Genomic DNA, 24,422 nt, shown 5'->3' on the forward strand with positions numbered 1-24,422 from the left:
TCATTACATGACCGACGTCGGATTTTAAGTTCCAGCTTGTGTGGAAAAGCGACAATTTTATTAGGCGTTTTGCCGATTATATTGCCAATCAAACGCCGGTTCACCTATGAAAAGGCGTTTACGGTTTCCGTAATCTCGTAAAAGCAGTACAGTGCTGTGTAATAAAATTACAACGATATCCTGGCTAAAGTACCAGGAGATTAACTGAGGAGAATGACATGGCGGTAACGCAAACAGCCCAGGCATGTGACCTGGTCATTTTCGGCGCGAAAGGCGACCTGGCGCGCCGGAAACTGCTGCCTTCCCTGTATCAGCTTGAGAAAGCCGGCCAGATCCATCCGGATACCCGGATCATTGGGGTGGGGCGCGCGGACTGGGATAAAGAAGCTTATACCCACGTCGTGCGTGAGGCGCTGGAAACCTTCATGAAGGAAAAAATTGATGAAGGCTTGTGGGATACGCTGAGCGGCCGTCTGGATTTTTGTAATCTTGACGTTAACGATACGCCTGCGTTCAGTCGCCTGGGCGATATGCTGGATCAAAAAAACCGCACCACCATTAACTATTTTGCGATGCCGCCCAGCACGTTTGGCGCTATTTGCAAAGGGTTAGGGGAGGCTAAACTCAACGCCAAACCGGCGCGTGTCGTGATGGAGAAACCGTTGGGTACTTCGCTGGCGACCTCGCGTGAGATTAACGATCGGGTCGGCGAATACTTTGAAGAGTGCCAGGTGTATCGTATCGACCACTATCTGGGCAAAGAAACGGTTCTCAACCTGCTGGCGCTGCGTTTTGCCAACTCGTTATTCGTTAATAACTGGGATAACCGCACTATCGATCACGTTGAGATTACCGTAGCGGAAGAGGTGGGGATTGAAGGGCGCTGGGGATACTTTGACCAGGCCGGTCAGATGCGCGATATGATCCAGAACCACTTGCTGCAAATTCTCTGCATGATTGCCATGTCACCGCCGTCTGACCTGAGCGCCGACAGTATTCGCGATGAAAAAGTCAAAGTGTTGAAATCGCTGCGCCGTATTGATCGCTCCAACGTGCGTGAAAAAACGGTTCGTGGTCAATACACCGCGGGCTTTGCGCAGGGGCAAAAGGTGCCGGGCTATCTGGAAGAAGAGGGCGCGAATAAAAGCAGCAACACCGAAACGTTCGTCGCGATCCGCGTCGACATCGATAACTGGCGTTGGGCGGGCGTGCCATTCTATCTGCGCACCGGCAAGCGTCTGCCAACCAAGTGCTCTGAAGTCGTGGTTTATTTCAAGACGCCTGAACTGAACCTCTTTAAAGAGTCCTGGCAAGACCTGCCGCAGAACAAATTGACGATTCGCCTGCAGCCGGATGAAGGCGTAGATATTCAGGTGCTTAACAAAGTACCGGGGCTGGATCATAAGCATAATCTGCAGATCACGAAGCTTGATCTGAGCTACTCCGAGACCTTTAATCAGACGCACCTGGCGGATGCATATGAGCGCCTGCTGCTGGAAACGATGCGTGGCATTCAGGCGCTGTTTGTCCGCCGTGACGAAGTGGAAGAAGCCTGGAAGTGGGTGGACTCCATTACCGAAGCATGGGCGATGGACAACGACGCGCCGAAGCCGTATCAGGCGGGCACCTGGGGACCGGTAGCGTCCGTGGCGATGATTACCCGTGACGGTCGTTCGTGGAATGAGTTTGAGTAAATTTACCACTCACTCTTAGGTGGTATTTTACCGGTAACATGATCTAACACAGATTGTAGAATCATTTTTGCACTTTTAAGCCTCGTGTGGATTCACCTGCGAGGCTTTTTTTATTACACTGCCTGAAACGATTTTGCCCCATTATCCCCGGACATCATGTATTTCACTGTCTTTCCACATTGATGAAACGCATGGTAAACCCGGTAGCCGGACAGATAAATTTCAGGAGCCTCTATGAATCCTAATTTGTTACGCGTAACACAGCGCATTGTCGAACGCTCGCAGCAGACCCGAAAAGCCTATCTTGCCCGCATTGAGCAGGCGAAAACCGCCACGGTCCACCGATCTCAACTGGCCTGCGGCAACCTGGCGCATGGCTTCGCCGCCTGTCAGCCAGAGGACAAAGCCTCGCTGAAAAGTATGTTGCGCAATAATATCGCCATCATTACCTCCTACAATGACATGCTCTCTGCGCATCAACCGTATGAACATTATCCGCAGATTATTCGTCAGGCCCTGCATTCCGTGAATGCGGTAGGTCAGGTCGCAGGCGGCGTACCGGCAATGTGCGATGGCGTTACGCAAGGGCAGGATGGCATGGAGTTGTCATTACTCAGCCGCGAAGTGATAGCGATGTCGGCAGCAGTAGGCCTTTCTCACAATATGTTTGACGGCGCGTTATTCCTCGGCGTATGCGACAAAATTGTTCCGGGGCTGGCGATGGCCGCGCTCTCTTTTGGTCATTTACCCGCGATTTTTGTTCCGTCAGGCCCGATGGCGAGCGGCCTGCCGAATAAAGAAAAAGTCCGTATTCGTCAGCTATATGCGGAAGGAAAAGTAGACAGAATGGCGCTGCTGGAGTCGGAAGCCGCCTCTTACCATGCGCCGGGCACCTGTACATTTTACGGCACCGCCAACACCAACCAGATGGTGGTGGAGTTTATGGGAATGCAGTTGCCGGGTTCTTCGTTTGTGCATCCGGATGCGCCGCTGCGCGAGGCATTGACTGCCGCTGCCGCACGTCAGGTAACACGTCTTACCGGCAACGGCAATACGTGGATGCCGCTCGGTAAAATGATCGACGAAAAAGTCGTGGTGAACGGCATTGTCGCGCTGCTGGCTACCGGCGGCTCCACCAACCACACCATGCATCTGGTTGCAATGGCGCGCGCGGCGGGCATTCTGATCAACTGGGATGACTTCTCGGATTTGTCGGAAGTGGTTCCGTTGATGGCGCGTCTGTACCCGAACGGTCCGGCGGACATTAACCACTTCCAGGCGGCGGGCGGCGTACCGGTATTGATGCGTGAGCTGCTCAATGCCGGATTGCTGCACGAAGACGTTAATACTGTCGCAGGCTTCGGCCTGAAACGCTATACGCTGGAGCCCTGGCTCAACAACGGCGAGCTGGACTGGCGTGAAGGCGCGGAAAGGTCACTGGATAACGATGTCATTGCCTCTTTTGATAAGCCGTTCTCTCCTCACGGCGGTACTAAGGTGCTAAGCGGTAATCTGGGGCGCGCAGTAATGAAGACGTCTGCGGTACCGGTTGAAAACCAGATCATTGAAGCGCCTGCCATGGTATTTGAAAGTCAGCATGATGTGCTGCCTGCGTTTGACGCGGGCCTGCTTGACCGGGATTGTGTCGTTGTCGTGCGTCATCAGGGACCAAAAGCGAATGGAATGCCAGAATTACATAAACTCATGCCGCCACTTGGTGTATTATTGGACCGCCGTTTCAAAATCGCGTTAGTTACTGATGGACGACTTTCAGGCGCTTCGGGTAAAGTGCCTTCAGCTATCCACGTAACGCCGGAAGCCTACGATGGCGGCTTACTGGCAAAAGTGCGCGATGGCGACATCATTCGCGTGAATGGGCAGACAGGTGAGTTAACTCTGCTGGTCGACGAGGCGGAACTTGCCGCTCGTCAGCCTCATATTCCGGACCTGAGCGCGTCGCGCGTCGGAACGGGGCGTGAGTTGTTTGGCGCGCTGCGCGAAAAGCTGTCGGGTGCGGAGCAGGGCGCAACCTGTATCACTTTTTAAGATGACACACTAGTAATCAGGCGAGAGAAGAATTCCGATGAAAAACTGGAAAACAAGTGCAGAAGCAATCCTGACCACCGGCCCGGTTGTCCCGGTCATTGTAGTCAATAAACTGGAGCACGCGGTGCCGATGGCTAAAGCGCTGGTGGCCGGGGGCGTTCGCGTTCTGGAAGTGACTTTACGTACGGCCTGCGCGATGGATGCTATTCGCGCTATCGCTAAAGACGTGCCGGAAGCGATTGTCGGCGCCGGAACCGTTCTCAATCCGCAGCAGTTGGCGGAGGTGACGGAAGCGGGCGCGCAATTTGCGATTAGCCCGGGACTGACTGAGCCACTGCTGAAAGCCGCGACGGCAGGCACTATCCCATTGATTCCCGGTATTAGCACCGTTTCTGAACTGATGTTGGGCATGGACTATGGTCTGAAAGAGTTCAAATTCTTCCCGGCGGAAGCGAATGGCGGCACTAAAGCGTTGCAGGCGATTGCCGGTCCGTTCTCTCAGGTACGTTTCTGCCCAACCGGCGGCATCTCTCCGGCAAACTATCGTGACTATCTGGCGCTGAAAAGCGTGTTGTGCATCGGCGGTTCCTGGCTGGTGCCGGCCGACGCGCTGGAAGCGGGTGATTACGATCGCATCACCAAACTGGCGCGCGAAGCGGTAGAAGGCGCGAAACAGTAAGCCGTTAAATGCCCGATGGCGCTTGCTTATCGGGCTTACGAGTGGCGATCAGTCAGGTCTGATAAAAATGCGCTAACGTCGCCATCAGGCGATGGCGCATTAGCCTTTTACCGTCACGCGGCTGGCGGCCTTTTTCGCTCTTATCACCGCTTCTTCAACGTTTTCACCTGTCGCTAACGCTACACCAAGACGACGGGTGCCGTCGATCTCAGGCTTACCAAACAGCCGTACCTGCACTCCGGCCCCTACCGCCGCGTGTACATTATCAAACGTCACATTTTGACTGGTAAGCTGCGGCAGAATCACGGCCGAGGCAGCGGGACCATACTGGCGAATAGCGCCTATGGGCATTCCCAGAAAGGCGCGCACATGCAGCGCAAACTCAGAAAGATCCTGAGAAATCAACGTCACCATTCCGGTATCGTGTGGGCGAGGGGAGACTTCGCTGAAAATGACTTCATCGCCACAGACGAAGAGTTCAACGCCGAACAGACCATGACCGCCTAACGCCAGTACCACATGACGCGCAATCTCTTGCGCCCGCTTCAGCGCCAGTTCGCTCATCTGCTGTGGCTGCCAGGATTCGCGATAGTCGCCATCTTGCTGACGATGACCGACCGGCGCGCAGAAATGCACGCCATCGACGGCGCTAACGGTGAGCAGCGTAATTTCAAAATCAAATTTAACCACGCCCTCCACAATCACGCGACCCGCGCCAGCGCGTCCGCCCTGTTGAGCATACTCCCATGCCTGCGCGAGCTGTTCGGCCGAGCGGATAAAGCTCTGGCCTTTGCCGGAAGAGCTCATGACCGGTTTGACGATGCAAGGAAAACCCACTGCGGCTACCGCATCATGAAAACTGGCCTCACTGTCGGCAAAGCGATACGTCGATGTCGGCAGACCTAATTCTTCTGCGGCCAGGCGACGGATCCCTTCGCGGTTCATCGTGAGCTGCGTTGCACGGGCGCAAGGCACGACATTCAGTCCTTCGCCCTCCAGCTCGCGCAGCGTATCGGTGGCGATCGCTTCTATTTCCGGCACGATATAATGCGGTTTTTCCTCTGTAATCACATGACGTAGCGCCTCGCCGTCCAGCATATTAATGACGTGTGAACGGTGAGCCACATGCATGGCGGGAGCATCAGGATAGCGATCGACGGCGATAACCTCGATCCCCAGGCGTTGGCATTCAATCGCCACCTCTTTTCCTAATTCTCCTGCCCCTAATAACATCACTCGCGTTGCTGCCGGACGCAGCGCAGTGCCTAATAGCGTCATATTTCTGTCCCCTTATTTACCTGCGCGCAGTATATACGAAAACGTTTGCGTATGTCTTTTCGAATAAATTGCTTTTCTTGCTGCCTTGCAATATACTGTATATAAACACAGGTAAATAAGGGGCTGCAAAATGGCGGTTGAAGTTAAATACGTAGTCATTCGCGAGGGTGAGGAGAAGATGTCATTTACCAGTAAAAAGGAAGCCGACGCCTGGGACAAAATGCTCGATACTGCCGATCTTCTTGATACCTGGCTTGAGCAGTCGCCAGTCGTGCTGGAAGATGGGCAGCGCGAAGCGTTGTCGCTGTGGCTGGCGGAACATAAAGAGGTGTTAAGCACTATCCTCAAAACCGGTAAGTTGCCTTCTCCGCAGGCGGTTGAAAAGGACGCCGCGAGTAAAACGAAAAAGCAAGCCGCCTGAACCCACACTTGCGCTCCCGGCGTTTTGTACCATGCTTTTCCTGAATCATTGTGCTAAGGAGAAAAGTATGAATAAAAGAGGAGCGTTGTTGAGCCTGCTGTTTTTATCCGCCAGCGTATCGGCATTTGCGGCATCCACCGAGAGTAAATCGGTTAAGTTTCCGCAGTGCGAAGGGCTGGATGCCGCCGGGATTGCGGCAAGCGTGAAGCGCGACTACCAGCAAAATCGTATCGTGCGGTGGGCCGACGACCAAAAAAAGGTCGGGCAGGCTGACCCGGTCGCGTGGGTTAATGTGCAGGACGTTGTGGGTCAAAATGATAAATGGACAGTTCCGCTAACTGTTCGCGGTAAAAGCGCCGATATTCATTATCAGGTCATCGTTGATTGCAAAGCCGGCAAGGCGGAATATAAGCCCCGCTAGCAGCGTAATTTGCGCTTCTTTTGCCGGAACAGACAATTCCTGACATCCCCTCAGGTACGCTTGACCATTATTGGTCTGTATTTGAGGGGTACTATGGCTAACTGGTTGAACCAATTACAATCACTTCTTGGGCAAAAAGGCGCTTCCGCATCGCCTTCCGGTGAACAGGGGTTAAATAAACTGCTGGTTCCCGGCGCGCTGGGCGGTCTGGCTGGACTGTTGGTCGCCAATAAGTCTTCGCGCAAATTATTAACCAAATACGGTACTGGCGCTTTGCTGGTGGGCGGCGGCGCGGTGGCGGGTTCCGTATTGTGGAATAAGTACAAAGATAAAGTACGCGCCGCGCATCAGGGGGAGCCGCAATTCGGCAGCCAAAGTACGCCGCTGGATGTTCGCACTGAGCGACTGATCCTGGCGCTGGTTTTTGCTGCAAAAAGCGATGGGCATATTGATGCCAAAGAACGCGCGGCGATTGAGCACCAACTGCGAGAATCAGGCGTGGAAGAGCAAGGGCGTGTGTTTATCGAGAAAGCTATTGAGCAGCCGCTTGATCCACAACGTCTGGCACAGGGCATTCGCAATGAAGAAGAAGCTCTGGAAATCTACTTCCTGAGCTGCGCCGCCATTGATATTGACCACTTTATGGAACGTAGCTATCTGAATGCGTTAGGAGACGCACTAAAAATTCCTCAGGAGGTTCGGGACGGTATCGAGCAGGACTTGCAGCAGCAAAAACAGGCGCTACCAGGCTGATAACCTGCCATTAAGTAACATGTTTCGCTTGCATCATGCGTGTCTTTTGCCACCCTTATAGGATGGATAGTTTACGTCATTCATGTTGCAGGATAGCGGCGAAGCAGTGACATCTCAGGCGTTTACCGAGGTGAGCGACCGGGACTACCATGCTACGCCGCTGTGTTTGCCGCGTGATATATAACAAATATTAACGCAAAAGAAAAAACGACATGTTGCCAAAAGCCAATCGAATTCCCTATGCCATGACCGTACATGGCGATACGCGCATTGATAATTATTACTGGCTGCGAGATGACACTCGCTCGCAGCCGGAAGTCCTTGATTACCTGCATCAGGAAAATGAGTATGGCCGGAAGGTCATGTCCTCTCAGCAGGCGTTACAGGACCGCATTCTAAAAGAAATTATCGATCGCATCCCGCCCAGAGAAGTTTCCGCTCCGTATGTGAAAAACGGCTATCGCTACCGTTATATCTATGAACCCGGCTGCGAATATGCCATCTATCAACGACAATCGGCGTTAAGCGAAGAGTGGGATGTGTGGGAAACCTTGCTCGATGCGAACCAGCGGGCCGCGCACAGCGAATTTTATACGCTCGGCGGACTTGCCATTACGCCGGATAATACCATCATGGCGCTGGCGGAAGATTATTTATCCCGTCGTCAGTATGGGTTGCGTTTTCGTAACCTCGAAAGCGGTAACTGGTATCCGGAACTGCTGGATAACGTTGCGCCTGAATTTGTCTGGGCCAATGATTCCTTGACCCTTTACTATGTGCGTAAGCATAAGAAGACGCTGCTGCCCTATCAGGTTTGGCGGCACACGATTGGCACTCCGTCATCGCAAGATGAACTGGTATATGAGGAGAAAGACGATACCTTTTATGTCAGCCTGCATAAAACCACTTCGCAGCATTATGTGGTGATTCATCTTGCCAGCGCCACCACTAGCGAAGTGCTATTACTTGACGCGGAACTGGCCGATGCCGAGCCGTTTTCATTTTTACCGCGCCGCAAAGACCATGAATATAGTCTCGATCACTATCAACATAAGTTTTACCTGCGTTCTAACCGGAACGGTAAAAACTTTGGGTTGTACCGTACCCGCGTGCGCAATGAAAACGCCTGGGAAGAGCTGATCCCTCCGCGCGAGCATATTATGCTGGAAGGGTTTACCCTGTTTACCGACTGGTTAGTGGTCGAAGAGCGTCAACGGGGGCTTACCAGCCTGCGGCAAATTAACCGTAAAACCCGTGAAGTGATAGGCATCGCCTTTGACGATCCGGCTTACGTGACGTGGCTTGCCTATAATCCCGAACCTGAGACTTCCCGGCTGCGTTACGGCTATTCTTCAATGACGACGCCAGATACCTTGTTTGAACTGGATATGGATACCGGAGAACGACGGGTACTTAAACAGACGGAAGTGCCTGGGTTTGATTCTGGCTGTTATCAGAGCGAACACCTGTGGATCACCGCACGCGACGGCGTCGAAGTGCCGGTATCGCTGGTTTATCATCAGAAGTATTTTCGTAAAGGGCAAAATCCGCTTCTGGTTTACGGCTACGGATCTTACGGTTCCAGTATTGACGCCGACTTCAGCAGCAGCCGACTGAGCTTGCTGGATCGTGGCTTTGTTTACGCAATTGTACACGTTCGCGGCGGCGGTGAGCTGGGGCAGCAGTGGTATGAGGATGGCAAGTTCCTCAAAAAGCGGAATACTTTTAATGACTATCTTGATGCCTGCGATGCCTTATTAAAACTGGGTTACGGTTCACCGTCGCTGTGTTATGGGATGGGCGGGAGCGCGGGCGGAATGCTAATGGGCGTCGCTATCAACGAACGCCCCGAGCTTTTCCACGGCGTTATTGCCCAGGTGCCCTTTGTTGATGTATTAACCACGATGCTGGATGAGTCGATCCCATTAACGACAGGGGAGTTTGAAGAGTGGGGGAACCCGCAGGATATTGAGTATTATGACTATATGAAAAGCTATAGTCCTTATGACAATGTCAAAGCGCAGGACTATCCGCACCTGCTGGTGACGACAGGATTGCACGATTCCCAGGTGCAATACTGGGAACCGGCGAAGTGGGTGGCAAAATTACGCGAGCTAAAAACGGACCAACGTCTGCTGCTGTTATGTACGGATATGGACTCCGGGCACGGTGGTAAGTCGGGGCGGTTTAAATCCTACGAAGGCGTCGCGCTGGAGTTCGCCTTTTTAATCGGCCTGGCGCAGGGAACCTTACATAGCGCATAGACGCGCGCGCCCGCAACGGCTTGTGAGCGTCGCGGGTTATTGTGGTGTTCCATTGCTGCGTTGCTCGCCAGCCTGAACATCTTCCAGGTAGTGTTTAAGCGTCAGGCGAAGTTCCGGGCTCATATTATCAAGGTTATTAAAAAGCCAGCGTAAATAGCCCGGATCGCGTTTTGCGACTTCAGATACCGCCTTACCGCGGTATTTACCGAACGAGAAAGTGGTTAACAGCGCAGGACGGCCCGTGATATTGACCATCTCTTCCGCGGTCCAGCCGGTGGTTCGCATAATATCAATCAGCAAGGCGGCGGTGATATAGCAATCATAAAGCGCCCGGTGATGATGCAGCCCCGGTGGCGTTTGTACGCTTAGTTTGCGCGATTTATAGAGCGCCATATTGCTGTATTTTATTCCCGGCCACAGGCGTCGCGACAACTTCATGGTACAGATCCACTCACCCGGCAATTCAGGTAATACGCGTCTGTCGAAACTGGCATTGTGAGCGACATACCACTCACTACCGTAATAAAGCGGTATGACATCTTCAATCCACGGCTTATCGGCGACCATGGCTTCGGTAATACGGTGTATCGCCATCGCCTGCGGCGTAATAGGGCGATCGGGGCGTATCAGGTGACTCATGGGATTGACAATGTTGCCATCAATGACATCTACAGAGGCTATCTCTACGATCCCGCCCTGCAGCCCGCAGGTTTCCGTGTCTATAATCCGCAACATGATTCATTCCTCACCGAAAGACCTTAGCGTAATGGAATGATATCGCCTTGCCAACCCTCCGTTGTGCGCAGGCCCGTCAGTAATAGCGAACCGCAATCGGCACGAACAATAAGTTGCCCGCTTTCATCCCACAGCGCGCTACTGCCACAGGCATTGGCCATCAGTACGGCCAGCGCATATTTATGCGAAAAACGTTGTAAGCGTGAGGTAGAAGCATGTAGTTCAGGTTCGTTAAGACATTGACTGGTTGTGAATAACGTAAATGAGGGATCTATATCACCACCTTCTGGCTGCTCATCCACCACGTTGATAGCGCTTCGCTGCCTGGCAATACAGGCGCCATGACTTTTGTGAAACATGAGCGGCGACGCTAGCCATGGGGCAAAAATAGCGATGCCTTTTACGAAGCGGCAGTTATGCTCAACAGGCATACCCACAATGATAGTCATATGGTGGGTATCGGCCGCATGAGTGAGCGGCTGTAAAAGCGCCTCGTCAGGCGGGGCGGGCAACGATTTATTCCTTTCGTCGCAGCCTAATAGCGACAGTGATGGAAAGACCAGCAGTTCGCACTGTTGACGAGCCGCAAGCTCAATATATTCCAGATGATGGGCGACATGCTCCGCCGGCGAGGCGTTCAGGGGCGCATACTGCGCAGCAGCAATTTTCCAGGAGGACATAATGACTTCCTTTTCATAGTCTCTACAGCCATTCTAAAAAGCATAGGTTAAGAATCGCCTTATAATGTAGTCGTCTGCATGTAAGGAAGTGTAACGTTATATAATTTTTATTTAACTTTGGGTTCGTAAGGGAGTCGGGATAGTGATACGGAAGCCAGACGATGGGCAATCAGCCGCTCGCGAAACCAGGCGCGTAGATGCTCTGGCTGCTCACGTTCGACCGCCTCCGCGACAACTGGCATATTGTAGCGCTCTTTAAATGCCACCCCGGCTGCCGCCAGGTCCACATTGACTTTATCCATTTCCGCTTGTTCAAGCTGAGCCAGATTTGTTTTCATACGTGTCTCCTTTTTTGTTGCCGCCAGAAGGTACTAAGAGTCCGCGGTAATGGCAAGATGGAAATGATGATCCTCGACTCATTGATTGTTGAAGGTTATTCTTTGTAACGTAGGTATAACAAAAAGGAATAGTGAATATGGCTTCTTCTGCACCATCGCGACGTTTAGCTTTAGTGCTGCTGGCATCGACATTTGCGACGCCAGCGGCCTGGGCACATGCGCACCTGACGCATCAGTATCCAGCGGCGAATGCTGCCGTTACGGCCTCGCCACAGGCGCTGACCCTGAACTTTTCTGAAGGGATTGAGCCAGGGTTCAGCGGCGCAACCATTACTGGCCCTCAGCAAGAGCTCATCAAAACGCGCCCGGCAAAGCGAAATGAACAGGATAAAACGCAGTTGATTATCCCGCTTGAGCAGCCGTTAAAATCTGGCGCTTACACGGTAGACTGGCACGTTGTGTCGGTGGATGGACATAAAACAAAAGGGAAATACACCTTCAGCGTGAAATAAATGATGCTGACATTCGTCTGGATAACTCTCCGATTTATTCATTTTGCTAGTTTGATGCTGGTCTACGGCTGCGCGCTTTACGGCGCCTGGCTGTCACCCGCACCAATTCGTCGTTTAATGACGCGTCGATTTTTACATCTGCAACGACATGCCGCCGCCTGGAGCGTTATCAGCGCGGCTTTTATGCTGGCAATTCAGGGCGGACTGATGGGCGGCGGCTGGCCCGATGTTTTTTCCGTCTCGGTGTGGGGCGCGGTACTGCAAACCCGCTTTGGCGCGGTCTGGATATGGCAAATTATCCTCGCGCTGGTCACGCTGGCGGTGGTAGTCATTGCGCCGGTAAAAATGCAACGACGGCTTCTTATTCTCACCGTTGCTCAGTTTATCCTGCTGGCAGGCGTTGGACATGCGACGATGCGCGACGGTGTAGCGGGAACATTACAGCAGATTAACCATGCTCTGCATTTACTCTGTGCCGCAGCCTGGTTTGGTGGGCTGTTGCCAGTGGTTTATTGTATGCGCATGGCTCAGGGACGCTGGCGTCAACATGCTATTAGCGCCATGATGCGTTTTTCTCGTTATGGTCACTTTTTTGTGGCGGGCGTATTGCTCACAGGCATTGGCAACACGCTATTTATCACGGGATTTACCGCTATCTGGCAGACCACCTATGGACAGTTGCTTTTGTTAAAATGTGCGCTGGTGGTGCTTATGGTAGCAATTGCGCTGACGAATCGGTATGTTCTCGTACCACGTATGCGACAGGAAAATCCCCGGACTGACCTATGGTTTGTCAGGATGACGCAAATTGAATGGGGAGTTGGAGGCATAGTTCTGGCGATCGTCAGCCTGTTTGCAACCCTCGAACCTTTCTGATGGACTGGCATAACGAATGAAAAAAATACTCCTTCCGGCGCTTCTGCTGGCCACTTCGGGCGTAGCGTTGGCGGCGCCGCAGGTGATTACCGTAAGTCGTTTTGAAGTAGGAAAAGACAAGTGGGCGTTTAATCGGGAAGAGGTCATGTTGACCTGTCGGCCTGGCCAGGCGCTCTATGTGATCAACCCCAGTACGCTGGTGCAGTATCCCTTGAATGCCATTGCCGAACAGCAAGTAGCGGAGGGTAAAACGCGCGCTCAGCCTATTGCCGTCATTCAAATCGATAACCCGGCGAAGCCCGGTGAGAAAATGAGTCTGGCGCCGTTTATCGAACGTGCGCAAAAGCTTTGTGAATCATCCAATAGCTGACTGATTTTTAATAAAAAACCGTAAACCTTCACGAAAAGGCTTACGGTTTTTTTATCTCTGATAACAGACAAAACGCCAGGTTTTTTCAATCACCTTCGTCACAAACTGGAAAACCTGGCGTCGTCATCTATTCTTAAAGGGCAAGGCGATTTAGCCTGCATTAATGCCAACTTTTAGCGCACGGCTCTCTCCCAAGAGCCATTTCCCTGGACCGAATACAGGAATCGTATTCGGTCTCTTTTTATTTAGATTATAAATCAATGGGTTATGTGTTTCCCCTCGAAATTCCTCGAAATTTCCTCGAATTTCTGTATTCCGGTCTTTTTGGTTATATCACATCCAAATCCAGTTTAACATTTCTTTTACAACAAAATCAGAGCATCACGTAAGCTTTATTATCGCGTTCATCGAGATAGAGTTTCGTGGTGTTCTCTGAGGTGTGGCCCAGTAGTTTTTGAGCGAATTCCTCGCCGAGTTCGTCTTTGTATAGCCGCCCGGGCAGGCTACGGATCTCGTGAAATGTCGGTGGGTTATCACTAAATTTAGCGCCTGAAATTTTTCTGGCTTTTACAAATTTCTTTGTCAGCCCATCCGGGTGAATATTCCCGGTCGGGCTATTTTTCCTGATTCCTGCACTGATCATGAAATCGGTTTTGCTTACCAGCCGGCAGCGATCGATAACCGTTCCTGGACGTAACCCTGGCGCCTGAAGTGTCAGGGAGAGGGGAATGGCTATTTTCATTCCGGTTTTAATCTGAGTTACGTATAAGCGGTTGTCAAAAACATCACTAAATTTCATATTTACGATATCCTCCCTACGTTGACCAGTAACCAGCGCGAGATCCATCGCAAGAGGAAACCACACAGGCAGATGTTCTGCCGCCGTCCTCGTGGCGTTATATGTTTCCAGTTGCAGGCGTTCCCTGGCAACCTTAATTTCAGGTGCTCGGGTTGGCTCAACCGGATTCGTTGTTATTCTTCCTTCCACAATTGCCTCACGAAAATCATTCATCGGTAACCGTAAACCGGATGAGTTGCTAAATGCTGTGGAGCGGTATTTCAGGGAGAAGGCCATCACAGCCAGTGTTAACGACCAGACCACAGGGATTATCACCGGTATCGGAGATGATCCGGAACTGAGTTCGTTGTATCTGGACTGTTCACTGTTACCGCAGACACAAAATATCCAGGAGCATTACCGTATCGTCGCGCAGGTCTGGAGTGCCGGTGAAGGCAGTAATGTTTCAGTAATGGTGACAGGCACTGCCGGACTGGATATTGCCGACGGTAGCGCTACATACCGGATTACCGTCAAACTGTACCGATATTGCCCCTCCTGATATTCCGGCCAGTCATATTGCTGTATTTGACCCTGAAACCGAAACGCGGAGTCTAAACGAAGACCATCACGGCGAAACAGTGTACGACACGCAAACCAGCAACCCGATTTATATTTCAAAACCCGGCCCGTTACCGGAGAACACCACCACACAGGCCCCCACATCACCAATAGATAAATTTGAAAACGGTCAGTGGGTGGCTGACCTTGCGACCGCACTCGGTCAGAAATACGCTGAGATTAATGCGTGGCGTAATGCGTAGGAAAACGGTAACTATCCGTTCACACTGAATGATCACCACTGGGACTGCGGTAAAGCGTCGCAGGACCGACTGTCGCCAGTAACGGCGGTGGCAAAACAGGGAACGCTACCACCAGGATTCTTCTGGACGGATGCAGATAACATCGATGTGCCAATGAGCGCAGACGAACTGATTAAACTCGAAGCCACTATGCAACAAAACATGGTACTGGTGGGTTTTAAAATCCACGAACGCCAGCGGCAGATGAAGGACGAAGTGAACAGTCTCATCAACGCACAGGCTGTACTGGGTTACGTGTTGGCTGGCCGGAAAACCGTTAAGGAATGTATTATGAGCTGCTTCACAACCCCGGCCATTCTTGAAATGCCTGGTCACTACCTTTGGCGTGTACATGAATCTTTTGAATTTTACCTCAGCGACGACAACAGCGACGTAATCAGCGTACCAGCCGGATTTGTAACTGATCTCGCCACCGTGCCATGCATCTTCTGGTCAGTCATGCCGCCAGACGGCAAATACGCTAAAGCGGCAATAATCCACGACTACCTTTACGATAATGCGCTGCGCACGAAAAAAGAAGCCAATTTGATATTCCTGGACGGAATGACCGTGCCTGGCGTGCCGAAGTGGAAACGGATTGAGATGTATCTGGCGGTCAGGTGATTTGGCAGGGGAATGTATGGGAAAGAACGTAAATACTGTGAATGATTTGCCACAGATGACGAGATTAAACGGCTGGAAGCATGGGAACTCTACAGCGTAATGGTAAACAGGGTGGATACATCTGCCTCTCCTGGCCGGATAAACCAGCCAGTCTGTAGTCGTTACTGTGGCACTTTAATTATCCATGTATCACAAATTACTTGTTTACACGGTAATTAATCACCCAGGTTAATAAAAGGTTGTTTCGTTTACCAGCATATTTTACCCACTGGTAGTTCTGGGATTGATATACCTGCCGGCCAGATTTTACACCACGGAAAGGAAATGCCCGGGAATCCTTTATTACCGCTTTCAGTGGCCATTGCAGATGAAGAAAATGTTATGGCTGATATAGCAAAAACCAGCGCTAACAATACACTGTTAAATTTATTCATAATATTATCCACATAGTTGAGAGTTATGCTGCCTTCTTAACTTTTACCGCAATCCTTTACCAGGATAAAGCAGAGGCGAAAATTTTTCTTGTCTGTCTACTGATTGTTAAGCAAGTATTTACTTTGAAATGGAATAATAAGTGTAGTAATTTCATTCTCTACAGAAAATTTACTTGTATCTGAATGAACTCGTGTAGATACCAGAACCAAATTAACGCCTAAAAAACTGCAAGTTAGTAGTATTACTGTGGTCATGCAGACCATCTGATTACTGTGAAGGTGGCCTCATCTGAAACGCCTGTTAAATCCAGCGTTTTAAGCTTCCTGATATAAGCCATCCATTTAGCCTGGCTGGCTTTATCGTCGTCACATCTTTCACCCCGCGCCAGTTCTGTTCGTCAGTCGGCAATGGTGCTTGTCAAAATTTTGTGGCGGCTACTCTGGATTTATCTGCCACTTTCTGGCAAGTATGATTCTGTTTTCATCAGATAACCAGCTATTTACAGCATCAAGAAGATACTGATTATCCTTCGCCATCATATAGACTTTATTACCGGCAGTGTCGGGGAGGATACTCCTGGTTGATACGCAGAAGACGCCTGGCTCTTTGTTCTGGTAATAAGTACCTTCGAGCAAGTCGGTAAACATGACATCAGCGCTGCGTTCACGAATCCTCTGCAGAGTGGCATCATTATCTTTTTCGCGAATAACATCTGCATACCTGATATGCTTGTCAACATAGTCCAGATTTGTACCACCTGGATTAACAACAATCCGCACGCCCTTACGGTCAATATCTTCAAGAGATTTGAAGTCATTAATCCTGTTACATTGCGTCAGCGCTATTTTCCCATTTTTAAGTACCGGAGAAGAAAGTGCGAACTGTTTTCTTCTGCCGGGAGTTTCTGTAATCCCTCCCATTGCAATATCAAATTTGTCTGCTGCCAGGTCAGTTGACAGCGTAGGCCAACTGCTAGGTACAAACAGGATATTCAGGTGCAGAGCTTTGCCCAGTGAATATGCCATATCAATATCAAAACCGATTAATTTATTTTGTTTGTTGTGAAATGCGAGGGGAGCATAGTCACCAGGCACCCCCACACGTAACTCTTTGCTTTCTTTAATCTCCTGCCAGGGTTTTGCCATCGCGGAATGAATACCTGAAAGTGACAACAAGATAACAAACATAAAATATACTTTTTTCATTACTCTTACCCTAATGTTTGATCAGTAGACTACAGATGAGATTGTCTTCTCTCCATTGCACCGGTAACCTTTACTGGGCAGGGAATCCAATAATAGTGGTATATTAAACGGGAGATCCTCTCGCCACGATATACTATCCGCTATGAAGACCTGCTTCGGGTTAAGTGACAGCTTCAATTAAATTTTCACCCTGATTTTTCACATTTCTGATGTGATGGATTACCGCAGTCACGTTGTTTGCAAGAGCGTGCCTTGGTAGGCTGCCTGCTGTTCAGTCAGAACTGACTGTAATCGTGTTTATAGGTCGTACAGTTCACTATTGTGATGTAACGTCGTATGTTGATCAGCAGATCGTATGCTGACGATTTCAAAAGTACATAATTAAGTACATTTTTATATGTCACTTTTGTTTAATTCTATTTAATTCAGTTAGTTGAGTTTTTGTTTTCGTAATCGTTATTAAATAATAATCACAGGAACAATGGGCGCAGCCGGGCGCCTCATTAGGGCCGGAGTACCGTGACAGCAGGTAGCGATTATTTATGATGTTGGCGTTTCGACGTTGTACAGAAAATTTCCGGCGAGTAACATGCCTTTGATGCCATTCATGGGAAAATAACACTCCTTTAATCAGCCATAAGAGTTAATTATATAAACTTAAATGGATTGGTTAGTTGAATTTCATCAAGATTAACTCTATATAAAATATTTATTGTCTTTGTTATGGCGTCTATATATTCAGCGCTATTCATTATAGCAGTGTATTTATCGTATGCTTCGAAGCAATGATTTTCATTAATATATTTACTGCTATTGTTTTTATAAATTTCATATGACTCTTCCTTTTTGAAAATGCGCGCATCCAGCCAAGGGTCAAGTATATATTCCGATATTCCTTTTGAATCAGTAAAAGTCAAAAAAACGACCACATGATTCCCTCCTGACGCGCTATTATACATAAGGGATGTGCTTATTCTGGCATCAAATACATTATTTTTCGAAAATCCTATTCCGGTTAGTCTTTGTGGTATATATTTTGCAATAATCGCACCTAAAATTAGCGACATATCAGCACAGTTCCCTGTGTTATATTTTATTGAATCAATGGAAGAATATATTAGACTCAGAGATATTGGGTTTTCTGGTCTTTCAGCCATAGCTCTGTCAAAAGAGTTTGCTTTTATAGTTTGCAGAAATTTCTTGTGATGTTCTCTTTGTAAATTAAGAGCGTCGTATTTTTCCTGCGTATCAATTTTAAGCCTGTCAATTTGCATAGCATCATAACTGTCCGATTTCTTTATTATTGTTCTGACAAAAACGGTACATTCTGAAGCAGCATTAATAATACAGGAGGATAAATCAACTGAAGTACTCTGTTGGTTGTTACAGGCGCTCACTCCAGTTGTGTCGAATTTTTCTGTAGCTACATGTCCAACATTTATAATCAATTACATTTCCCTGTATTCAAAATTAAGCGATATTCTTATGTCACGACAACCTAACAGGGACTGACTACAAAGATCTTTAAAGAAACGTTCATTATTGTATCTATTGATGAACTCCCTTCAGATTTAGAGGTTGTGCCCATGGTCGAAAAGGTCCTCTACGCTCATATACTTAACTTATCGGGGACATGGTAGGTTAGGATGTGAAAACACAGGGACAGTTACTGTCACTGCGAAGGCAGCAATAAGGAGGCCTATCCTGTACGAACTGTGGAAAACTATATCTTGTTCACGATCACCTGCATCGTTGACGATGCGCGATCCTGGAGGTTTGACGACTGCCCGGTATGATCGGTGCCGCAGCCACGTCGTATGCAGGAACGGACTGCGGCAAACTGGCGATCGTTCGATAGTGCGAATATTGAATGGTTGCCAGTCGCGGCGGATTCTACTGGTTAAGAATGGCTAATCAATGTGTTTAATCTGAAACCAGGCATCTGTTCAACTTTTCGTGATCGCTTTTGTTGGCATCACTATTAAGCCTTCGTCTACATGGGCATTTGGCATCGGGAGGCCACCAGTGGAAGAGGTCGAGTGATATATTGGGCAGTGAGTTTGATTGGTCGGGGGATTTATACGCAAAATGGTTCGAAATATGTCCGAATTAAAACGTAAAAAGTGATAACTAATTGAATCTATTAGAATCAAAAATAACGTATTCTAATCGTTAAAATCACTTAATTAATATGTAACATTATGAATTTAAAGAGAAGGATTAATTGTTGCCGTAAACAGAAATCGTATTCGGTCTCTTTTTATTTTTCTTTTTCTTATAAATAAGCTACTTACAATTAACGATCCGAAATTTTCCGAATTTCTGTATTCCGGTCTTTTTGGTTATATCACATCCAAATCCAGTTTAACATTTCTTTTACAGCAAAATCAGAGCATCACGTAAGCTTTATTATCGCGTTCATCGAGATAGAGTTTCGTGGTGTTCTCTGAGGTGTGGCCCAGGAGTTTTTGGGCGAACACCTCGCCGTGCTCGTTTTTGTACAACCGCCCGGCCAGACTTCGGATCTCGTGAAATGTCGGTGGATTATTGCTGAAGTTAACGCCGGAGGCTTTTCTTGCTTTTACAAATGTCTTTGTCAATCCATCCGGATGAATATTCCCGGTCGGGCTATTTTTCCTGATTCCTGCACTGATCATGAAATCAGTTCGGCTTACCAGTCGGCAGCGATCGATTAAGGCGGGCAACGGCATAGACATGAGTAACCTGTGCATCTTCGTTCTCACCCGGACGGTGTACCAGCTTCTCTTCCAGACCAAACTCGAAGCTGAAATCGTCACCTTCACGGACAACGCGCGCGGAAAGGCTGGCAATCTGTCCGGAACGGCGGGCAAGGTCGATCATTCCCCGGTAGCCAATAATTAACTGAACGTTTTTTTGCCTGACTTTTCGTTTTTGTTTCCGAACGGCAGCAGATAGGCATGGCCGAGCGCGCCGCCGGGTTCCAGCCCAAGCTGGGAACACTGAACGATGGCGCTGACAAAACTCATGGTGTCACAGTCACCCAGCGCCGGAACTTTTCGGATTTCCGTTGTGGCTACCGCCGGTACGCCGTCAACTTGCAGCGCCGCGCCATCCGGCAGGGCCAACTCCGGCACAACTGATAATGGAAGAATTCAGACGGCGTAAGGCGGCGGGAAGGCTTTAACAGGGGGGGGACTTATGAGCAGAAATTACACACCGGCGCAGAAAGCTGAAATACAGAAGCGCCTGACGGAACTGATACGAACACACGGTCGGATGACGTTTGGAGAGCTGCGGAAGATAACAGGGTTAACCATTTTTACAGCCCGCCACTACCTGGAAAAGGCGGAAAGTTGTGGGGATCTGTATCAGGCCGGGAGAAGCGGTATTTTTCCTTCGGAACAGGCTTTCCTGCTTTGGAAGCAGAAACGTGAAGATGCCAGGATTACCCGCTTTCTGAAAACGCCGGAAGGTGTCGTGAGTTCCTACGACCGGACCAGAAACGTTATCTGTACGGAGTGCCGGAACAGCGTGACGATGCAAAGGGTACTGGCATTTTATCCGGGATATTACCGGGAGGCGAAATCTGCATGAAAATCGAATAATATAACTTTGCAGAGGTAGTGAATATCGTAATCACCCGTTCGGCATTTGAATTCCGTGAGCACGGTCGTGTTGTGAATGTCGCCTTGTTCACAACACCAGGAATATTCCACTGTCAACTGGTTGTCTGCGGCTGGACATAATTTTATCTGATATTCAGGCTGTACCAGCGCAAAGGTTCCGTGAGTCCGACTGTCTTTTTTGCTTCCAAATATTCAGTTTTAATTATCTGAGTATGGCAAGGTGATCATCTGTATCAAACACCGGGCAACTGGTTTTACTTTACCCAACGATTACGTCCCTGTTGTTTAGCCCGATAAAGGGCCTCGTCCGCTCTGGCAATAATGCCGGTAACAGTGTCACCGGCTGTGGAAAGGGTGATGCCCATGCTGACGGTGACCGTTTCGCTAACTGCAGATGCTGCATGCGGCAGTGCGGTTTCACGCAGGTTTGTCTGAATACGTTGAGCAACCAGTGCTGCTTCATTCAGCGACGAAGAAGGCAGCACAACGACAAACTCCTCGCCCCCGTAACGTGCCACCAGGTCTGCCGGAGTACGAATCGACCTCTTCACTACACAGGCCACCTTTGCCAGACAGGCATCGCCAGCCTGGTGACCATAATGGTCGTTATAGTTTTTGAAATAGTCCACATCGAGCATGATCAGTGCAAACGGCTCCGTCTGGCGGAGAGCATCCCCAAGAAAACTTTCCATTGAACGTCGATTAGCGGTCCCGGTCAGTGCATCCTGGTGAGCCATAACGTCGAGACGCGCAATAAGCATCCGGTTTTCCTGGTAACGCAACCAGGCTTCATCAAACCAGCGCTGCAGGATAAAGCGACCATAAATGAGTATGGCGGTAAGAGTAAACCAGACTAATAAAAACCGGATATTCATATACTGGTTAAGCTGCACACTGGCCAGTAGGGCGGTCAGCCATAACGGGACGATGAAAAGTAGCAACGCTGGCAGATGATAATAAAGCGCAGCCAGCGCGGTAAGCATAAGGATGACACTGAGAGGCCAGGCAAAAGGCAGCTGCCACCAGACAATAAAACAGTAGCTACAATAGCTCCACATCAGACTGAGAATCAGCAGCATCACCAGACAAAGAGGAGTAAATCTGGTCGGAAGGCGGTAAATGAAAAGGAGTATCAGGAACGAAAAAACAATAATACTGCCCATAATATCGTCTATTAAAGGCAGTATTCCAGTCTGTGCACTGATCGACTTGTCAAAGTCACTGATGAGTATGTGGCGAAATAAAATGATAAGCGCAAAGCTGATATTCACAAATGTGAACCACGGAATACTTACACGTAGCGCTTGCCTGACCATATCTTTATGATCCTGCCATACCCTTCCAGCACTGGAGGTACGGCGCCTGTCGTCCGAATCCTGCCCCATCCTTAATCGCCTCATATAATGAATAATTACTATCCAGTGTAGTGCGGAGATACTTCACGGTGAAAAATGGAAAAGCTATCAGGCCAGGCTGCATTTTTGGCTGATGAGATGATTTTTGCTCCACAGTGACGAACTTATAGTCACAATTCCTGTAGTAGGGGGGAGAATTATAGTGTCTCCCGGAAACTGGAAGCGAGCTTACCCCACTTACTAAAAGAGGATGTAACTGGCAGGCGTAAAACACGATTTATTTGTATCCATAAATAGCGAAATGTAACGTTTTGGTTATATTTAAAAGAGAGAAAATGGTCAGCAATAACTTTAATTGTTTGAATTAAAAGATAATTAATCGACCAGACTCAGTGATACAGAATATTTTTACATGAGGGGTGCAAATGAGACTTAAGTTGATCGTTAAAAGTTTTGCGCTGGCGGGGCTACTCTCTTCCACTGCTCTGACACCTTTATTTGCACAGGAAGCCCCAAAAGGTGCCACTGCTTCAACCAGGCAAGCTAACAATGCGCTTTATAACCAACTTCCTTTCTCTGATAACACCGATTTCACGAATGCCCATAAAGGCTTTATTGCTGATTTACCTGAAGAGGTGATTAAGGGAGAGCAAGGGAATGTCATCTGGAATCCACAGCAGTACGCTTTCATAAAAGAAGGGGAAAAATCTCCTGACACTGTTAACCCTAGTCTGTGGCGTCAGTCCCAACTAATCAATATCAGTGGCTTGTTTGAAGTAACAGACGGCGTCTACCAGATTCGTAACCTTGATTTATCCAACATGACGATTATCGAAGGTAAAGAGGGGATTACGGTTGTCGATCCGCTGGTTTCTGCGGAAACAGCCAAAGCCGGTATGGATTTGTATTTCAAAAACCGTGGCAATAAGCCTGTTGTCGCCATCATTTATACTCATAGCCATGTTGACCACTATGGTGGTGTGCGTGGCGTTGTCGATGAAGCGGACGTGAAATCCGGCAAGGTGAAAGTGTATGCGCCTGCTGGCTTTATGGAGGCAGCAGTAGCCGAGAATATTATGGCCGGCAACGTGATGAGCCGCCGTGCCAGCTATATGTATGGCAACCTCCTGAAACCAGATGCCTCCGGCCAGGTTGGCGCCGGACTGGGGACGACCACCTCTGCGGGGACGGTGACACTGATTGCGCCCACTAATATCATTGATAAAGACGGCCAGAAAGAAGTGATTGATGGCCTGACTTACGACTTTATGCTGGCCCCTGGTTCGGAAGCCCCTTCGGAAATGCTGTGGTTCATCGAAGAGAAGAAACTCATCGAAGCCGCAGAGGACGTCACTCACACCCTGCATAACACTTACTCGCTACGCGGCGCAAAAATTCGTGAGCCGTTGCCGTGGTCGAAATATATCAACGAAGCTATAGTGCGTTGGGGTGACAAAGCTGAAATTATTATGGCCCAGCACCACTGGCCGACCTGGGGTAACGAGAATGTTGTTGGTCTGCTGAAAAGCCAGCGAGACCTGTATCGTTATATCAATGACCAGACTCTGCGTATGGCCAATGAAGGTCTGACTCGCGACGAAATAGCGGCCAACTTCAAACTACCGGATAGCCTGGCAAAAACCTGGGCCAACCGCGGCTATTACGGCTCCATCAGCCATGACGTAAAAGCAACGTATGTGCTGTATCTCGGTTGGTTCGATGGCAATCCGGCAACCCTTGATGAGCTGCCACCCGAAGAAGCGGCTAAGAAATTTGTTGAATATATGGGCGGTGCCGATGCGATTCTTCAGAAAGCCAAAGCAGACTTTGACCAGGGGAACTACCGTTGGGTTGCTCAGGTGGTGAGTAAGGTCGTGTTTGCCGATCCAAATAACCAGAATGCACGTAACCTTGAAGCCGATGCGTTGGAACAATTGGGGTATCAGGCTGAATCTGGTCCATGGCGTAACTTCTACCTGACCGGTGCGCAGGAGCTGCGTAACGGTGTGGTTAAAGGTCCGACGCCAAATACAGCAAGTCCGGATACCGTTCGGGCAATGACCCCTGAAATGTTCTTCGATTTCCTGGCTGTACATATCAACGGTGAAAAAGCGGGTAATGCCCGGGCGGTGTTTAATATTGACCTTGGCAGCGACGGCGGAAAGTACAAGCTTGAGCTGGAAAATGGCGTGCTGAACCACACGGCTAATGCTGAAGCGAAAGACGCTGATGCCACGATTACTCTGAACCGTGACACGCTGAATAAAATTATCCTGAAGGAAGAAACTCTGAAGCAGGCTCAAGATAAAGGAGAAGTCAACGTTACCGGTAATGCTGCGAAACTGGATGAGATGCTGGGCTATATGGACAAGTTTGAGTTCTGGTTCAATATAGTTACACCATAAATAGATTCCCTGCGGCGTCAATGCTGCAGGGAAGTTACTTCAGACAATTCTGTACGTTTTTCATACTCGATTTTTCCTTCAT

General features: G+C 49.3%; 21 protein-coding genes and 10 pseudogenes. 19 read left to right on the forward strand and 12 right to left on the reverse strand.

Translation table 11 applies throughout. The annotated features are described in order from the left end of the window. The first annotated feature begins 218 nt into the window (after positions 1-218). The 3 genes from zwf to kdgA all read left to right on the forward strand — a co-directional run bounded on the left by zwf (position 219) and on the right by kdgA (position 4,419). Positions 219-1,694: a glucose-6-phosphate dehydrogenase gene (zwf, locus tag EOS98_RS09680; protein WP_000301711.1), complete on the forward strand. Its 1,476-nt coding sequence runs from the start codon at positions 219-221 to the stop codon at positions 1,692-1,694. A 234-nt stretch (positions 1,695-1,928) separates the two neighbouring features. Next, complete coding sequence (gene edd / locus EOS98_RS09685; protein ID WP_001069124.1) at positions 1,929-3,740, forward strand: phosphogluconate dehydratase; 1,812 nt, start codon at positions 1,929-1,931, stop codon at positions 3,738-3,740. Between the two features lie 37 nt (positions 3,741-3,777). Next, on the forward strand, positions 3,778-4,419 hold the full coding sequence (kdgA, locus tag EOS98_RS09690) for a bifunctional 4-hydroxy-2-oxoglutarate aldolase/2-dehydro-3-deoxy-phosphogluconate aldolase (protein WP_000800494.1): 642 nt from the start codon (positions 3,778-3,780) through the stop codon (positions 4,417-4,419). A 99-nt stretch (positions 4,420-4,518) separates the two neighbouring features. On the opposite strand, the gene purT is transcribed toward kdgA, so the two are convergent. Continuing rightward, positions 4,519-5,697 carry a formate-dependent phosphoribosylglycinamide formyltransferase gene (gene purT, locus EOS98_RS09695; RefSeq protein WP_000173428.1) on the reverse strand — a complete coding sequence of 393 codons (1,179 nt, stop codon included), beginning with the start codon at positions 5,695-5,697 and terminating at the stop codon, positions 4,519-4,521. A 130-nt stretch (positions 5,698-5,827) separates the two neighbouring features. Here purT and yebG point away from each other — a divergent pair, with 130 nt between their 5' ends. The 4 genes from yebG to ptrB all read left to right on the forward strand — a co-directional run bounded on the left by yebG (position 5,828) and on the right by ptrB (position 9,556). Further along, complete coding sequence (gene yebG / locus EOS98_RS09700) at positions 5,828-6,118, forward strand: DNA damage-inducible protein YebG (protein WP_000257723.1); 291 nt, start codon at positions 5,828-5,830, stop codon at positions 6,116-6,118. A 67-nt stretch (positions 6,119-6,185) separates the two neighbouring features. After that, the gene (yebF, locus tag EOS98_RS09705) at positions 6,186-6,539 is read left to right on the forward strand and encodes a protein YebF (RefSeq protein ID WP_001042119.1); all 354 of its coding nucleotides are present in this window, start codon (positions 6,186-6,188) and stop codon (positions 6,537-6,539) included. A gap of 93 nt (positions 6,540-6,632) precedes the next feature. Continuing rightward, the gene (locus EOS98_RS09710; protein ID WP_000024706.1) at positions 6,633-7,292 is read left to right on the forward strand and encodes a tellurite resistance TerB family protein; all 660 of its coding nucleotides are present in this window, start codon (positions 6,633-6,635) and stop codon (positions 7,290-7,292) included. Between the two features lie 212 nt (positions 7,293-7,504). Further along, positions 7,505-9,556: an oligopeptidase B gene (ptrB, locus tag EOS98_RS09715; protein WP_000936990.1), complete on the forward strand. Its 2,052-nt coding sequence runs from the start codon at positions 7,505-7,507 to the stop codon at positions 9,554-9,556. A gap of 36 nt (positions 9,557-9,592) precedes the next feature. On the opposite strand, the gene exoX is transcribed toward ptrB, so the two are convergent. The 3 genes from exoX to EOS98_RS09730 form a co-directional block, all read right to left on the reverse strand. Continuing rightward, positions 9,593-10,291 (reverse strand): exodeoxyribonuclease X, encoded by a 699-nt coding sequence (gene exoX, locus EOS98_RS09720; protein ID WP_000944285.1) that lies wholly within the window; start codon positions 10,289-10,291, stop codon positions 9,593-9,595. Between the two features lie 23 nt (positions 10,292-10,314). Beyond that, the gene (locus tag EOS98_RS09725; RefSeq protein ID WP_000100256.1) at positions 10,315-10,971 is read right to left on the reverse strand and encodes a nitrilase-related carbon-nitrogen hydrolase; all 657 of its coding nucleotides are present in this window, start codon (positions 10,969-10,971) and stop codon (positions 10,315-10,317) included. A 107-nt stretch (positions 10,972-11,078) separates the two neighbouring features. After that, a complete protein-coding gene (locus EOS98_RS09730; RefSeq protein WP_000856224.1) occupies positions 11,079-11,309 on the reverse strand; it encodes a DNA polymerase III subunit theta in 231 nt (76 codons plus the stop codon). Between the two features lie 137 nt (positions 11,310-11,446). On the opposite strand from EOS98_RS09730, the gene yobA reads away from it, so the two are divergent. Genes yobA through EOS98_RS09745 form a run of 3 tightly spaced genes read left to right on the forward strand, consistent with a single transcriptional unit; the run spans position 11,447 to position 13,067 of the window. After that, entirely contained in the window at positions 11,447-11,821 is a 375-nt protein-coding gene (gene yobA / locus EOS98_RS09735; RefSeq protein WP_000168396.1) for a CopC domain-containing protein YobA, read from the forward strand. Further along, entirely contained in the window at positions 11,822-12,697 is an 876-nt protein-coding gene (gene copD / locus EOS98_RS09740) for a copper homeostasis membrane protein CopD (RefSeq protein WP_000979699.1), read from the forward strand. It abuts the gene before it with no gap. A 16-nt stretch (positions 12,698-12,713) separates the two neighbouring features. Next, on the forward strand, positions 12,714-13,067 hold the full coding sequence (locus EOS98_RS09745) for a YebY family protein (RefSeq protein ID WP_126524015.1): 354 nt from the start codon (positions 12,714-12,716) through the stop codon (positions 13,065-13,067). A gap of 373 nt (positions 13,068-13,440) precedes the next feature. Here EOS98_RS09745 and EOS98_RS09750 read toward each other — a convergent pair. Continuing rightward, positions 13,441-14,073 (reverse strand): annotated as a pseudogene (locus EOS98_RS09750) (tyrosine-type recombinase/integrase); the annotation flags it as partial. On the opposite strand from EOS98_RS09750, the pseudogene EOS98_RS09755 reads away from it, so the two are divergent. The 5 genes and pseudogenes from EOS98_RS09755 to EOS98_RS09765 all read left to right on the forward strand — a co-directional run. After that, positions 14,072-14,359 (forward strand): annotated as a pseudogene (locus EOS98_RS09755) (hypothetical protein); the annotation flags it as partial. The pseudogenes EOS98_RS09750 and EOS98_RS09755 sit on opposite strands and share 2 nt — an antisense overlap. Before the next feature lie 4 nt (positions 14,360-14,363). Then, positions 14,364-14,559, forward strand: a pseudogene (locus tag EOS98_RS24820) (phage tail protein); the annotation flags it as partial. A 179-nt stretch (positions 14,560-14,738) separates the two neighbouring features. Beyond that, a pseudogene (locus EOS98_RS25010) lies at positions 14,739-14,894 on the forward strand (phage tail protein); the annotation flags it as partial. A 105-nt stretch (positions 14,895-14,999) separates the two neighbouring features. Further along, positions 15,000-15,332 (forward strand): DUF1353 domain-containing protein, encoded by a 333-nt coding sequence (locus EOS98_RS24830; protein ID WP_061383450.1) that lies wholly within the window; start codon positions 15,000-15,002, stop codon positions 15,330-15,332. Between the two features lie 48 nt (positions 15,333-15,380). Continuing rightward, positions 15,381-15,490 (forward strand): annotated as a pseudogene (locus EOS98_RS09765) (tail fiber assembly protein); the annotation flags it as partial. A gap of 90 nt (positions 15,491-15,580) precedes the next feature. Here EOS98_RS09765 and EOS98_RS09770 read toward each other — a convergent pair. The 3 genes and pseudogenes from EOS98_RS09770 to EOS98_RS09780 form a co-directional block, all read right to left on the reverse strand. Beyond that, complete coding sequence (locus EOS98_RS09770) at positions 15,581-15,766, reverse strand: PagK family vesicle-borne virulence factor (RefSeq protein ID WP_012218702.1); 186 nt, start codon at positions 15,764-15,766, stop codon at positions 15,581-15,583. A 251-nt stretch (positions 15,767-16,017) separates the two neighbouring features. Next, positions 16,018-16,185, reverse strand: a pseudogene (locus EOS98_RS24835) (phage tail protein); the annotation flags it as partial. Between the two features lie 16 nt (positions 16,186-16,201). Then, complete coding sequence (locus tag EOS98_RS09780) at positions 16,202-16,972, reverse strand: transporter substrate-binding domain-containing protein (RefSeq protein WP_000758583.1); 771 nt, start codon at positions 16,970-16,972, stop codon at positions 16,202-16,204. Between the two features lie 476 nt (positions 16,973-17,448). Here EOS98_RS09780 and EOS98_RS09790 point away from each other — a divergent pair. Then, positions 17,449-17,591 (forward strand): annotated as a pseudogene (locus EOS98_RS09790) (helix-turn-helix domain-containing protein); the annotation flags it as partial. Positions 17,592-17,619: 28 nt separating this feature from the next. Here the strand turns inward: EOS98_RS09790 and EOS98_RS09795 are convergent. The 3 genes and pseudogenes from EOS98_RS09795 to EOS98_RS09810 all read right to left on the reverse strand — a co-directional run. After that, on the reverse strand, positions 17,620-18,420 hold the full coding sequence (locus EOS98_RS09795; protein ID WP_079944157.1) for a hypothetical protein: 801 nt from the start codon (positions 18,418-18,420) through the stop codon (positions 17,620-17,622). 939 nt (positions 18,421-19,359) lie between these two features. Next, positions 19,360-19,668 (reverse strand): annotated as a pseudogene (locus EOS98_RS09805) (tyrosine-type recombinase/integrase); the annotation flags it as partial. Further along, positions 19,667-20,031: pseudogene (locus EOS98_RS09810) on the reverse strand (recombinase RecT); the annotation flags it as partial. The pseudogenes EOS98_RS09805 and EOS98_RS09810, both read right to left, overlap by 2 nt. Between EOS98_RS09810 and EOS98_RS24845 the strand changes: the two are divergent. Next, positions 20,028-20,138 (forward strand): annotated as a pseudogene (locus EOS98_RS24845) (replication protein); the annotation flags it as partial. The pseudogenes EOS98_RS09810 and EOS98_RS24845 sit on opposite strands and share 4 nt — an antisense overlap. 14 nt (positions 20,139-20,152) lie before the next feature. Then, positions 20,153-20,548: a DUF977 family protein gene (locus tag EOS98_RS09820; RefSeq protein WP_024798200.1), complete on the forward strand. Its 396-nt coding sequence runs from the start codon at positions 20,153-20,155 to the stop codon at positions 20,546-20,548. 286 nt (positions 20,549-20,834) lie between these two features. Here the strand turns inward: EOS98_RS09820 and EOS98_RS09825 are convergent, their stop codons facing one another. Continuing rightward, entirely contained in the window at positions 20,835-21,965 is a 1,131-nt protein-coding gene (locus EOS98_RS09825) for a GGDEF domain-containing protein (RefSeq protein ID WP_126524016.1), read from the reverse strand. Between the two features lie 395 nt (positions 21,966-22,360). Between EOS98_RS09825 and EOS98_RS09830 the strand changes: the two genes are divergently transcribed. After that, positions 22,361-24,340, forward strand: a complete 1,980-nt coding sequence (locus EOS98_RS09830; protein WP_024798201.1) for an alkyl/aryl-sulfatase — start codon at positions 22,361-22,363, stop codon at positions 24,338-24,340. Positions 24,341-24,422 lie beyond the last annotated feature (82 nt).

It is taken from the genome of Salmonella sp. SSDFZ69 (assembly GCF_004010755.1).
GTDB lineage: Bacteria > Pseudomonadota > Gammaproteobacteria > Enterobacterales > Enterobacteriaceae > Salmonella > Salmonella enterica.